Genomic DNA, 12,690 nt, shown 5'->3' with positions numbered 1-12,690 from the left:
GAAGGTCATGAAGATGAAGTTCAGGATGACTGCTGTTGCCGCGGCGCTGCTGTCGGCGGTGGTGCTGACGGCGTGCCAGACCTCGTCCGAGGTGGTGTCGCAGGCGACCTCGCAGGTATCGCAGGCCCTGCAGGTGCAGAAGCTGGAGAAGGGCAACTGGGACGACTTCAACCGCGCGCAGATCGACAAGATGCTCGCCACCTACGGCAAGGCCAGCCCGAACTATGATCCGGCCAGGCCGCCCTACGTGGTGTTCGACTGGGACAACACCTCGATCTTCCTCGACATCCAGGAAGCGCTGCTGGTCTACCAGCTGGAGAACCTGCGCTTCGCGATGACGCCGGCGCAGCTCGACAATGCGATCCGCAAGGACATCCCGACCACGGATTTCGACGACGACAGCCGCAACGAAGCCGGCCAGGCGATCAACATCGACAAGATCGCGCAGGACATCGTCTCCAGCTATGCCTGGCTGTACAACAACTACCAGGGCCTCAGGGGCAAGCAGACGCTGGCCCAGGTCAAGCAGGCGCCGCAGTACCAGGACTTCATCGTCAAGATGCGCTTCCTGTACGAGGCCATCGGCAACACCTTCGACCATTCCGTGTCCTATCCGTGGGTCACCTACCACTTCACCGGCATGACCGAGAAGGACGTGCGCGCGCTGGCTGCCGAAACCTTCCGCTGGCAGCAGACCCAGCCGGTCGAGGCGGTCAAGTGGACCAGTCCGGCCGCGCTGCCGGGCAAGGCCGGGGTGGTCAGCATCACCTGGAAGAACGGCCTGCGCCCGGTGCCGGAAATGCAGGATCTGTACAAGAAGCTGCGCGCCAACGGCTTCGACGTGTATGTGTGCTCGGCCTCGTTCCGCGACGTGATCCGCGAAGTGTCGTCGAACCCCGAGTTCGGCTACGCCAACGCGGTGGACAACGTCTACGCGATGGAGCTCGATCGCGATGCCAATGGCGTGATCCGGACGCAGTTCCGCCAGGGCTACGCGCAAACGCAGGGGCCGGGCAAGACCGAGACGATCAAGCAGTTCCTGGTGCCCAAGTACGGCTACGGCCCGGTGTTCGTCGCCGGCGACAGCGAAGGCGACCAGAACATGATGCAGGACTTCGACGACATGAAGGTCGGCCTCATCATCAACCGCCTGCGCGGCAACGACATCGGCAAGATGTCCAGGCTCGCGGCCGAAAGCTACGGCAAGCCGGATGCGCGCTACCTGCTGCAGGGGCGTGACGACAACAAGGGCGTCTTCGTGCCCTCGCAACAGGCTTACAAGCTGGGCAGCGACACGCCCAGGACCCTGAAGTAAAAGGGGGCGCAGCTTCCGGCTGCAGCGAAAGGCCGTGCGTGGCGCTCCTCCGCCGCGCACGGCCTTTCGCCGTCCGGCGCAGGTGGCGGGCGGGCCGCCCGTGACTTGGCGCTGTGCTAGAATTCCGCGTCTTCAGGCCGCGCCCGCGGCGCTTTCCATGGGTTTCAGATGCGCATTCTGGTCAGTAACGACGACGGCTACTTCGCTCCCGGAATCGCGGCGCTCGCCGAGGCGCTCGGCACCATCGGCGAAGTCACGGTGGTCGCGCCCGAGCGCGACCGCAGCGGCGCCAGCAACTCGCTGACGCTGGATCGCCCGCTGTCGCTGCGCCGCACCGCGAACGGCTTCTATCATGTCAATGGCACACCGACCGACTGCGTGCACCTCGCGGTGACCGGCATGCTCGACCATCTGCCCGACATGGTGGTGTCCGGCGTCAACCACGGCGCCAACATGGGCGACGACACGGTGTATTCCGGTACCGTCGCGGCCGCGACCGAAGGCTTCCTGCTCGGCGTGCCGTCGATCGCGGTGTCGCTGGTCAGCAAGTCGGCGGCCGATTTCAGCGCCGCCGCGCGCGTCGCCCGCGACCTCGCCGAGCGCTTCATGCGCGACCCTTTCCCGCAGCCGGTGCTGCTCAACGTCAACGTGCCGGACGTCGCCTACGAGCGCCTGCAGGGCGTCAAGGTGACGCGCCTGGGCCGGCGCCACAAGGCCGAGCCGGTGGTGCGCAGCGTGACGCCGCGCAACGAGACCGTGTATTGGGTCGGTGCCGCGGGCGGGGCGGCCGATGCGGGCGAAGGCACGGATTTCCATGCCGTGGCCAACGGCTACGTGTCGGTCACGCCGCTGCAGATCGATCTCACCCACACCGGCCAGATCGCGCCGGTCTTCGACTGGCTGAAGCGGTGAGCGTGCGCAGCGCCGATGCCGGGCAGGCGATGCGCGCACGCGTGCGCATGGTCGAGCGCCTTCGTACCCAGGGCATTCGCGACGAGCGGGTGCTGGCGGCAATGCAGAGCGTGCCGCGGCACATGTTCGTCGAGGAAGGGCTGGGCTACAGTGCCTACGACGACACGCCGCTGCCGATCGGCTTCCAGCAGACGATCTCGCAGCCCTTCGTCGTCGCGCGCATGATCGAGTTGCTGCGTGCCGGCCGCGAGCTGGGGCGGACGCTCGAGGTCGGAGCGGGCTGTGGCTATCAGGCTGCGGTGCTGAGCCAGCTGGCGACCGAGGTCTATGCGGTCGAGCGCATCCGTCCGCTGCTCGATCGGGCGCGGGCGAACCTGCGTCCGCTTCGTCTGCCCAATGTCAGATTGAAACTTGCTGACGGTAGTTTGGGTCTTCCCGAGGCGGCTCCGTTCGACAGCATCATCGTTGCGGCCGCGGCCATCGGTGTACCGCCGGCGCTCAAGGCACAGCTCGCCCCTGGCGGGCGCCTGATCGTGCCGGTGGGAGGGGCCGACCAGCGATTGCTGCTGGTCGAGCGGCAAGGTAATGTTTTCCGGGAAAGCTGGTATGAGGCCGTACGCTTCGTACCGCTGCTCGCAGGTACGGAATGAAATTCGCTATTCACATGCAGACTCGTTTTGGTTTGATGCCGGCTTTGCTGGTAAGCGTGGTACTGGCTGGGTGCGCCTCGTCGGGTGAGGCGCCGGTGCGCGACGGCAACGGTGCGCCGCCTGTCACTGGTTCTGTTCCGGCAGTGCCGGCAGGCACGCATGTGGTCAGGCAGGGGGAAACCCTGCTCGGCATCGCGCGCCAGTACGGCGTGACGCTGCCGGATCTCGTGCGCTGGAACGGTCTGACCGATCCCAACCAGATCCAGGTCGGCCAGACCCTGCGCGTCGGGTCGCCCGACATGGCGCAGGACGGCGGCGCCACCGCCATTCCGATCGGCGACGGCGCGGTGGCGATGCCGGTGCCGATGCCCGGTGGCACCGGGCCCGCTGCGCCGCCGCTGAAGCAGGGGCCGCTGGGCGGACCGGTACCGTATTCCCAGGATCACGGAGCGGGCGCTGCGACGCCGCCGGCGGTGCCCGCGCCCGAGCAGCCGGCGCCTGCGCCGGAGACGCCGGGAGCGGCCGTGGCCGGCGACTGGCAGTGGCCCGCTGCCGGGAGGGTGATCGCGGCTTACAACGAGGCGTCGAACAAGGGGGTCGACATCGGTGGCAACGTCGGCGACCCGGTCTATGCGGCTGCGGCGGGCAAGGTCGTCTATGCCGGGAGCGGGCTGCGCGGCTACGGCAAGCTTGTTGTCATCAAGCATAACCAGGAGTACAACTCGGTCTATGCGCACAATGACAAGCTGCTCGTGAAGGAAGACGACCAGGTCGCCCGCGGGCAGAAGATCGCCGAACTGGGCAGTTCCGAAACCGATCGCCCCAAGCTGCATTTCGAGATCCGCAAGCAGGGCAAGGCAATCGACCCGACGAAGTACCTGCCCGCACGCTGACGACAGGGGGAGACATGGAAGAAGCGGTAAGCCTCGATGATCTCGAAAGCCAGGAACCGGATCTTCCCCCCGAGGTCGAGGTCTTCGCCACTGCGGTCGCGCAGACGAAGGAAAGCGACTTCTTCAGCGACGTCACCCAGCTTTATCTCAACGAGATCGGCGCCAACCCGCTGCTGACCGCCGAAGAAGAGCTCAGGCTGGCACGCCTGGTGCGCACGGGCGACTTCGACGCCCGGCAGACGATGATCGAGCGCAATCTCAGGCTCGTCGTCAATATCGCCAAGCACTATCTCAACCGTGGCATTCCCCTGCTCGATCTGGTCGAGGAGGGGAATCTCGGGCTGATGCATGCGCTCGAGAAGTTCGACCCCGAACGCGGTTTCCGTTTTTCCACCTATGCGACCTGGTGGATACGCCAGAACATCGAACGCGCGATCATGAACCAGTCGCGCACGATCCGTCTGCCGGTGCATGTGGTGAAGGAGCTGAACCAGGTGCTGCGCGCCCAGCGCTGCAACGACGGCACTCTCGGCGAGCCTTCGCTGGAGTCGGTCGCGCGCAGGCTCGGCAAGACCGTCGACGAGGTGCGGGAAATCCTGCAGCTCAGCGAGCACACGGCTTCGCTGGATGCGCCGCTCGACATCGATCCGAACCTGTCGATCGGCGAGTCGCTGGCCGACGAGCAGGTGCTGGCGCCGGACCTGCAGATCCATTTCGCCGAGCTCGAGCGTCTGGTGCGCGAATGGATCAAGATGCTGTCGGACAAGCAGCGGCTCGTCATCCGCCACCGCTACGGCATCGACGAATGCGAACTGCTGACGCTGGAAGAACTGGCGCTGCGCCTGGACCTGACCCGCGAGCGCGTGCGCCAGATCCAGCTCGAAGCGCTCAGCCAGCTGCGCCGCATCCTCAAGCGCTACGGTATTTCGCGCGATGCGCTGCTGTGAGCGCGGGCGCCGGCCAGGCTGCTGCAGCGGTGATCAGTCCGGCGCGCCGTCCACCGGATAGACCCTGAAATACAGTTCGCGGCTGGCGTAGGCCATCACCGGCAGCGTGACCAGCAGCAGCGGCAGCAGCACGGCGCTGACGATGATCACCGCGGCCAGCAGGCAGGCCCAGGCCATGACGACGCCGAAGCGCCCGAACACCGCCCTGACGCTGGCGACGACGCCGGAGACGAGGTTGGCGCGGTGATCGTAGATCAGCGGGATCGAGAAGGCCGAGACTGTGAACAGGATGAAGGCCAGCACCGCGCCCATGATCGAGCTGAAGAACACGAAACGGTGGATGGCCGCGTCGCCCTGCAGCAGGTGGGCCAGCTGGGCGGGTTCGCGGCCGACCATGAAGCCGTAGAGCGTGCCGGCGTCGGTGATCCAGATCAGGAACAGCAGTGCGCAGACGAAGGAGACGACCCAGCCGCCGCGCGGCATGCGGGCGAATCCCCGGCCGATGTCGGCGGCGACGGGCCGCCGGCCGGCGCGCAGGCTGTCGGACAGCGCGAAGAAGCCCGCCAGCAGCGCCGGGCCGATCAGCATGAAGCCGCCGGCGAAGGACAGGCTGATCGGCGCGATCGACATCGATTCCAGCGCCCAGAACAGGATTGCGCCGAGGACGACGAAGACCGCCGCATAGCCGGAGCTGAGGGCGGGCATGGCGCAGAATTGCCGCCAGCCGGTGGACATTGCCGCGGAGATGTCGGAAAGGCGGACTGCGGCGGGTTTCAGTGGCGTCGAGGTCACGTGTCTGCGGGCGGGATGCTGTGGGCCGCCTAGTTCACGGGGAATCGCCTTGTCATGCCTTGATCTGGATCAGTTTCGGTTTTCGGCCCTGATGCGCTCGACGAGGCGGCGCTGGCTCAGCGCCTCGGCCAGCTCGAACACCGACATCGCATAGAAGCTGCTGCGGTTGTAGCGCGTGATCACGTAGAAGTTGCGGTAGCCGAGCCAGTATTCCGTCGCCGCGCCGGGGGTTTCGAGGTCGACCAGGGTGGCGGGGCCGGCGGCGGCATCGCCATGCAGCGGCTTCACGCCGGCCTGGGTCAGGGCCTCGGGTTCCAGCGCCGGCTCGATGCCTGCCGCGACCAGCGCCGCGGCGTCGGTGCCGGCGGCCAGCAGCGCGGGTTCGGCGATCGGGGCACCAGGCTGCCAGCCGTGCATGTGCAGGTAGTTGGCGACGCTGCCGATCGCATCGACCGGGTCGGAATCGAAGTCGATCCGGCCATTGCCGTCGAAGTCGACCGCATAGGCGCGCACGCTGCTGGGCAGGAACTGGGGATAGCCGATGGCGCCGGCGAAGGAGCCGTAGTAATCCGTCGGTATGCGGCCTTGTTCGCGGGCGAGCAGGAACAGGGCTTCGAGTTCGCGGCGGAACAGGTCCGCGCGCGGCGGGTAGTCGAAGGCGAGCGTGGTGAGCGCGGACAGGGTTTCGAAATTGCCGGTATGGCGCCCGTACAGGGTCTCGACGCCGATGATCGCGACGATGATCTCCGGCGGCACGCCGAATTGCTTCGAGGCGCGTTCGAGGTCGATTTCATGTTCCTTCCAGAACGCGACACCGCCCTCGATGCGGCTGCGGTCCAGGAAGCGGGCACGGTAGTTCTGCCACGAGCGCGTGCCCTTGCGTGCCGGTGGCGTGATCAAGCGGATCACGCCGGCTTCGTGCCGGGCCAGCGCCAGCGTCGCCGTCACGGTGTCCCGGTCGAAGCCGTGGCGTGCCGCAAGCTCGTCGGCGAAGGCGCGGACGTCGTCGCGCTCGGCATAGGAAGCCAGTGCCGGGGTGGCCGGCAGCGCCGCCAGCAGCGACAGGCCGGCGCCGACCAGGGCGGGCAGGATCCTGTGCCTCGTCTTGTCGGCGGCGGGTTTGCGGCGGATGGACGGCGGCAGGCGGAATCGGGGCAGTTTCATGGCAATCGGAGAGCGTCGATCTTCTTTCTGAGCGCGGCAAGGCGCGCGCCGTCGGAATGGGGGCCGTAGCGCAGGCTGGCGTAATCCACGCCTATCGCCCGCACTGCGGCTGCGAGTTCGGGAATGGCCGACGCAACCCGCTGCGTGTAGTCATGCGGCCCTTCCCAGGGCTGGCGCGCCAGCCCGCGGGCAGCCAGCTTCGTGCTCAGCGCCTGCCAGGCCCGGTCGAGCGGATCGGTGCTGCGCCGCCTGCGGCCGGCCCACAGGAGCAGGCACAGGAACGGCACGCCGATGGCGGCGGCCAGCATGCCGGCGAGGCGCCACGCATCGCCGGGGGCCAAGCCCAGGCGGGACAGCAGTGCGCGCTGGCGTTCCGGATTGTAGCCAAGAACGCGCTGGTTCCACGCGTTCGACAGCGCTTCCCAGCGCAAGCGCATGTTTCGCAGCCAGTCGTGCTGGGCGCGCAGGGTGAAAGGCAGGGCTTCGCCGGCGGGCAGGGCGGCAGCGAGGCCGTCGTCGATGCGGCGGGGCGCGGCGAGATAGGTCGGATCGACGCGTACCCAGCCGCGGCCGGCGAGCCAGACCTCGCTCCAGGCATGGGCGTCGAGCTGGCGGACGACGAGGTTGCCATCCACCGGATTGATCTCGCCGCCCTGGTAGCCGGTGACGACGCGCGCCGGCACGCCTGCGGCCCGCATCAGCACGGTGAAGGCGGAGGCGAAGTGCTCGCAGAAGCCGCGCCGGCTGCCAAAGAGGAATTCGTCGACGCTGTCGCGGCCGAGCAGCGGCGGCCGCAGCGTGTAGAGCAGCCCGGCATCCCGGAGATGCGAAACGGCTCTTTGCAGGATCTGCTCGTGCGACTCCGCATCGGCGGCGAGCCGTGCCGCCAGCGCCTGCGTGCGCGGATTGAAGCCGGGCGGGAGCCGGCGCGCCGCAGCCAGCGTCGCCGCCGTCTCCGCCAGCCCGGCGACGGCTGCCGGATGGGCGCTCAGTTCGTGCTGCACCCGCGACCGGACCGGCCGGGGCGCGAGCAACTGGAAATCGCTCGTGTGCCGCAGCGCTGCGCCGGTGGCACCGGGAAAGTCGAGTGCCAGCAGCCAGCGCTTGCCATGGGCTTCCAGGGTCAGCGTGTAGTCGATGCGCTTGCCGTCGGCTGCATGGAAGGGCGCCGCTGCTTCCTGTGCATGCTCGGCCTGCCAGGTGCGGCCATCGAAACGGGTCAGCACCGGGCCGCGCCAGTAGCGCTGCCGGCGGGCGGGGACTTCGCCGGCGAAACTGGCCCTGAAGGCGATTTCGCCCGACTGGCTCAGCGCGCTGATCGAACCGGGGCTCATCGACTCCGACAAGCCGGTACGGGCGCTGAAGGCATCGGCCGGCAAGCCCCACAAGGGGCCGTCGATACGCGGGAACAGAACGAACAGGATCAGCATGAACGGCAGGCCCTGCGCCATCAGGGTGCCGGCCACGCGCAGGTGCTCGCCGCTGCGGCCGTTCGGGTCGGCCTGGGCGACCAGCGCCGCGAGGCCGAGCAGGCTGGCGCTCAGTGCGAGCGCGGCGACCGGAAAGCTCTGGTCTTCGAAGAAGATCGCCAGTTGCAGGAAGAAGCACAGCATCACCGCTGCCCGGGCGTCGCGGGCGGCGCGGATTTCGAGCAGCTTGAGGCCGAGCAGCAGGGCCAGCAGCGCCACGCCGGGGTCCTTGCCGAAGAAGTGGCCGAACTCGGCGCGCACGCCGGCTGCTGCGGCCGCGGTCAGCGCCAGCAGCAGCCACGGCGACGGCGCCTGGCGCCCATGCCACAGCAACAGGCCCCGCCAGGCCAGCAGTGCGGCGCACAGTCCGCTGATCCAGGGCGGCAGCCAGCTCGCGTGGGGTGCCATGGTCAGCGCTGCGGCGCCGAGCAGCCAGGCGCCCTGGCGGCGGTCGAGCGCGCTGCCGGCGCTTGCCGGTCGGCGTCTCGCTGCGCGCTGCTTCAGCCAGCCGCCGATCATGTGCCGTCCGCCCTGCCGGGCTCCTCGTGATACGCCAGCTCGTCCAGGCAGCGGAGCAGGTGGCTGCGGCCGCTGCCGCGCGGCACGCTCGTGCCGGGCAGTGCCAGCGACCAGGGGCGGCCGCTGCGTTCGGCTTCCAGCAGCCAGGCGCTCAGGCGCGACAGGCGCCGCTCGGCGTCGAGCCCGGGCGGCAGGTCGGTCCAGGCCAGCGACAGTTCCTGCCCCTGCTGCCCGGCGAACTGCTTGGTCATCAGCGGGCCGCCGCGCGCGAGCACTTTCCAGGCGATGTGGCGTGGAGAGTCGGCGCGCTGGTGCGGGCGCAGGCCGGCGAAATCGTCGTCGCCGGCCTGTGGCGAAGGCGTGCTGTCGCCCTGTTCCGCCGGGTTTTCGGGCGGGGGAGGCGCGTTCTTCTCCGGCGCCGGATGGACGACGCAGCCGACGTCGGCCACGAACACGCTCCAGGCCCGGATCAGCCCCAGCGGCCAGCGGGTTTCGATGACCGTGCGCCCGGCCTGCAGCCGGCCGCGATGTTCGGCGGCGCAGGCGACTCCGATCGCGAGCGTCTGCAGCGGGCCGAGCTCGAAGGTGGTTTCCGCGCCGCGCAGTTTCAGCCGCAGGGCAGGACGGCGGGCTTTGCGCGGGTTGTCGATGATGAAATGGAGCGTGGCCGTTTCGCCGGCGAACACCGCTTCGCTGCGTCCGGGCCGGATGCGCAGTCCGGCGAGGTTGCGCCAAGCGTGCACGATGCTGGCCAGCCCCGCGCCGGCCAGCGCGAAGACCAGGCCATAGCCGAGGCTCAGGCCGTAGTTGATCGACGCCACCAGCATCGCCAGCATGGCAACGGCAAAGCTCAGGCCGCTGGCGGTCGGCAGCACGTAGATGCGGCGGCTGCGAAGTTCGATCGGCGCCGTTTCGGGCCTGCCCGGCCGGCGCAGCAGCCAGCGGCGGAACAGGGCGGGTGGAGAGGGCGTACCGGCTGCGGGCATGTCGCTCAGGGCAGCGCCACCGACTGGATCAGGCGCGCGAGCGTGGTGGCGGGAACGGGGCGGGCATCGCCGGCCAGGTGCAGACGGTGGGCGGCGACATGCGGGAACAGTGTCTGCACGTCTTCCGGCAGCACATGGTCGCGGCCGTCGATCAAGGCCCAGGCGCGGGCTGCCGACAGCAGGCCGAGTCCGGCGCGCGGGCTGAGCCCGGTGGCCAGCTCCGCATCGTGCCGGGTGGCGCTGAGCAGTGCCTGCACGTAGTCGATCAGGCGATCGGCGACGTGCAGGGCCTGGGCGGCGCGCTGCAGCCCCATCAGCTCCGCCGGCCCGATCACCGGCGTGCGCCGTTCGAGCACGCTGCGCCGGTCCTCTCCCATCAGCAGGGCGCGTTCGGCCATCGGGTCGGGATAGCCGAGCCGGATGCGAAGCAGGAAGCGGTCGAGCTGGCTTTCGGGCAGTGGAAAGGTGCCGATCTGGTGCGCCGGGTTCTGCGTGGCGATGACGAAGAAGGGCTCCGGCAGCTCGAAGCTGTGGCCGTCCGCGGTGATCTGGCGTTCTTCCATCGCTTCGAGCAGGGCGCTCTGGGTCTTCGGCGTGGCGCGGTTGATCTCGTCGGCCAGCACCACCTGTGCGAACACGGGGCCGGGGTGGAAGCGGAAAGCATTGGTGTCGCGGTCGAAGATCGAGGCGCCGAGGATGTCGGCCGGCAGCAGGTCGCTGGTGAACTGGACGCGCTGGAGCTGCAGGCCCGTCAGTTGGGCGAGGGTGTGGGCCAGCGTGGTCTTGCCCACGCCGGGAACGTCCTCGATCAGCAGGTGGCCGCGTGCGATCAGGCAGGCAAAGGCGAGGCGAAGCTCGTGCCCCTTGCCGAGAATGATCTGGCTGGCGGCTTCCAGCAAGCGTTCGACATGGAAATTGGGCATCTCGGAGGCACTGTGAAATTGGCTGCGAAGCGGTGATAATAGGTGACAAAAGCACATCGGCCGGCGGAGCCATTTCACGGTTCACGCCGAGTCGGGCCGAGCGGAAAAAAACGGGTGACAAGCAGAGCCGCCTCCGACCGAGTGGCGGACACGACGTTCAATGCTGGAGAAGGGGAGAGTATGACGACAACGGCGTTCATCACGCATCGCGACTGCTGGCTGCACGACATGGGGACGATGCACCCCGAATGCCCTGATCGACTCGGTGCGATCAACGATCGCCTGATCGCGTCGGGGCTGGACATGTACGTCTCCTTCTACGATGCGCCCGTCGCCACGCGTGAGCAGATCATCCGGGTCCATCCCGGGAGCTACCTGGACGAACTGCTCGGCAGCGTTCCCGAGCACGGCATCCGCCACCTCGACCCCGACACCGCGATGAGCCCCGGCACCATGAAGGCTGCGCTGCGCTCGGCTGGCGCCGGGGTGATGGCGACCGACATGGTGATCGCGGGCGAGATCGAAAACGCCTTCTGTGCCGTGCGCCCGCCCGGCCACCACGCCGAACGTGCCAAGGCGATGGGCTTCTGCTTCATGAACAACGTCGCCATCGCCGCCCGCCATGCGCTCGAGGCGCACGGCCTGGAGCGGGTCGCCATCGTGGACTTCGACGTGCACCACGGCAACGGCACGGAGGACATTTTCCGCGACGATCCGCGCGTGATGATGGGCGGCATCTTCCAGCATCCGTTCTATCCCTACTCGGGTGCCGACAACCCGCCCGCCCACATGTGCAATGTGCCGCTGCCGGCCGGCACCCGCGGCGATGCCTTCCGCGAGGCTTTCGGCGAGCGGGTGCTGCCCGCGCTGCGCGCCCACGACCCGCAGATGATCTTCATCTCCGCCGGTTTCGACGCCCACTACGAGGACGACATGGGCTCGATGGGGCTGCTCGAAGCGGATTACATCTGGGCCACCGAGCAGATCAAGGACGTCGCCAGGGCCTGCGGCCACACCCGCATCGTGTCCCTGCTCGAAGGCGGCTATTCGCTGTCCTCGCTGGCACGTTCGGTGGTGGCGCACGTCAAGGCGCTGGCCGATCTGTGAGCCGGTAATATCCGCAGACATTCCCGTCCCCGGCGCGTGCACGCAAAAATGCGTGCCGCGCTGGCCGTGGCGCGGCGATCGGTTAGAATCGGCTTTTTAACGCTCTGGCCAACGCCATGATTACCGGATCGCTTGTCGCAATCGTCACGCCCATGCTCGACGACGGGAGCCTCGATTATCCCCGTCTGCGCAACCTCATCGACTGGCACATCAACGAGGGCACCGACGGCATCGTCATCGTCGGCACTACCGGCGAGTCGCCCACCGTCGACGTCGAGGAACACTGCGAACTCATTCGCGTCACGGTCGAGCATGCCGACGGCCGCATCCCCGTCGTTGCCGGCACCGGCGCCAACTCCACCGTCGAAGCGGTCGAACTGGCGCAGTTCGCCAAGCAGGCGGGGGCAGCGGCCCATCTGTCGGTCGTGCCGTACTACAACCGCCCGACCCAGGAAGGCCTCTACCGCCATTTCCGCACCATCGCGGAATCGGTCGATCTGCCGCTGATCCTCTACAACGTGCCGGGCCGCACCGTCGCCGATCTCGCCAACGACACCACGCTGCGCCTGGCCGAAGTGCCGAACATCGTCGGCATCAAGGATGCGACCGGCAGCCTGGACCGCGCCTGCGACCTGGCCGAGCGCGCCCCCGAGGGCTTCGCCCTGTACAGCGGCGACGACATGTCCTCGGCCGCCTTCCTGATGCTCGGCGGCCATGGCGTCATTTCGGTGACGGCCAACGTCGCGCCGCGCGCGATGCATGAACTGTGCGCCGCCGCTGCCGCGGGCGACATGCGCAAGCTGCGCGAAACCAATGCCGCGCTGACGGGTCTGCACCGCGACCTGTTCTGCGAAGCCAATCCGATTCCGGTCAAGTGGGCGGTTGCCCGCATGGGGCTGATCGGCGACGGCATCCGCCTGCCGCTGACGCAGCTGACCGAGCCCTGCCACGAGCGCGTGCTGAAGGCGATGCGCAAGGCCGGCATCCAGGTCTGATCCGAATTTCTCTTCCGC

Annotated in this window: 12 protein-coding genes; 7 read left to right on the top strand and 5 right to left on the bottom strand. The window is 68.3% G+C overall.

The window, feature by feature from the left end; translation table 11 throughout:
• Nucleotides 1-7 precede the first annotated feature (7 nt).
• The 5 genes from TBU01S_RS16805 to rpoS all read left to right on the top strand — a co-directional run bounded on the left by TBU01S_RS16805 (nt 8) and on the right by rpoS (nt 4,717).
• On the top strand, nt 8-1,315 hold the full coding sequence (locus tag TBU01S_RS16805) for a haloacid dehalogenase-like hydrolase (protein ID WP_068638234.1): 1,308 nt from the start codon (nt 8-10) through the stop codon (nt 1,313-1,315).
• A 168-nt stretch (nt 1,316-1,483) separates the two neighbouring features.
• Entirely contained in the window at nt 1,484-2,227 is a 744-nt protein-coding gene (gene surE, locus TBU01S_RS16800) for a 5'/3'-nucleotidase SurE (RefSeq protein WP_068638232.1), read from the top strand.
• Nucleotides 2,224-2,877, top strand: coding sequence for a protein-L-isoaspartate(D-aspartate) O-methyltransferase (locus TBU01S_RS16795; RefSeq protein WP_245650957.1), 654 nt, complete (start codon nt 2,224-2,226; stop codon nt 2,875-2,877). The genes surE and TBU01S_RS16795 overlap by 4 nt, the downstream gene beginning before the upstream one ends.
• Nucleotides 2,878-2,891: 14 nt before the next feature.
• The gene (locus tag TBU01S_RS16790) at nt 2,892-3,770 is read left to right on the top strand and encodes a peptidoglycan DD-metalloendopeptidase family protein (RefSeq protein WP_245650956.1); all 879 of its coding nucleotides are present in this window, start codon (nt 2,892-2,894) and stop codon (nt 3,768-3,770) included.
• 14 nt (nt 3,771-3,784) lie between these two features.
• Nucleotides 3,785-4,717: an RNA polymerase sigma factor RpoS gene (rpoS, locus tag TBU01S_RS16785; RefSeq protein ID WP_068638230.1), complete on the top strand. Its 933-nt coding sequence runs from the start codon at nt 3,785-3,787 to the stop codon at nt 4,715-4,717.
• A 33-nt stretch (nt 4,718-4,750) separates the two neighbouring features.
• Here rpoS and TBU01S_RS16780 read toward each other — a convergent pair whose 3' ends face one another.
• The 5 genes from TBU01S_RS16780 to TBU01S_RS16760 all read right to left on the bottom strand — a co-directional run bounded on the left by TBU01S_RS16780 (nt 4,751) and on the right by TBU01S_RS16760 (nt 10,570).
• Nucleotides 4,751-5,422: a DUF2189 domain-containing protein gene (locus TBU01S_RS16780; RefSeq protein WP_245650955.1), complete on the bottom strand. Its 672-nt coding sequence runs from the start codon at nt 5,420-5,422 to the stop codon at nt 4,751-4,753.
• 156 nt (nt 5,423-5,578) lie between these two features.
• Nucleotides 5,579-6,673, bottom strand: coding sequence for a lytic murein transglycosylase B (gene mltB / locus TBU01S_RS16775; RefSeq protein WP_083953680.1), 1,095 nt, complete (start codon nt 6,671-6,673; stop codon nt 5,579-5,581).
• Nucleotides 6,670-8,661 carry a transglutaminase TgpA family protein gene (locus tag TBU01S_RS16770; RefSeq protein WP_068638226.1) on the bottom strand — a complete coding sequence of 664 codons (1,992 nt, stop codon included), beginning with the start codon at nt 8,659-8,661 and terminating at the stop codon, nt 6,670-6,672. The genes mltB and TBU01S_RS16770 overlap by 4 nt, the downstream gene beginning before the upstream one ends.
• Nucleotides 8,658-9,647 carry a DUF58 domain-containing protein gene (locus TBU01S_RS16765; protein ID WP_068638224.1) on the bottom strand — a complete coding sequence of 330 codons (990 nt, stop codon included), beginning with the start codon at nt 9,645-9,647 and terminating at the stop codon, nt 8,658-8,660. Before TBU01S_RS16765 ends, TBU01S_RS16770 begins: the two co-directional genes overlap by 4 nt.
• Before the next feature lie 5 nt (nt 9,648-9,652).
• The gene (locus TBU01S_RS16760; protein ID WP_068638222.1) at nt 9,653-10,570 is read right to left on the bottom strand and encodes an AAA family ATPase; all 918 of its coding nucleotides are present in this window, start codon (nt 10,568-10,570) and stop codon (nt 9,653-9,655) included.
• A gap of 180 nt (nt 10,571-10,750) precedes the next feature.
• Between TBU01S_RS16760 and TBU01S_RS16755 the strand changes: the two genes are divergently transcribed.
• Together TBU01S_RS16755 and dapA are read left to right on the top strand one after the other, a co-directional pair.
• Nucleotides 10,751-11,677, top strand: a complete 927-nt coding sequence (locus TBU01S_RS16755) for a histone deacetylase family protein (RefSeq protein ID WP_068638218.1) — start codon at nt 10,751-10,753, stop codon at nt 11,675-11,677.
• Nucleotides 11,678-11,793: 116 nt separating this feature from the next.
• The gene (dapA, locus tag TBU01S_RS16750) at nt 11,794-12,672 is read left to right on the top strand and encodes a 4-hydroxy-tetrahydrodipicolinate synthase (RefSeq protein ID WP_068638215.1); all 879 of its coding nucleotides are present in this window, start codon (nt 11,794-11,796) and stop codon (nt 12,670-12,672) included.
• The last annotated feature ends 18 nt before the right edge of the window (nt 12,673-12,690 follow it).

This window comes from Thauera butanivorans NBRC 103042 (genome assembly GCF_001591165.1).
Lineage (GTDB): Bacteria > Pseudomonadota > Gammaproteobacteria > Burkholderiales > Rhodocyclaceae > Thauera > Thauera butanivorans.
The sequence above is the reverse complement of the archived record's forward strand: the minus strand, read 5'-3'. Positions and strand labels throughout refer to the sequence as shown.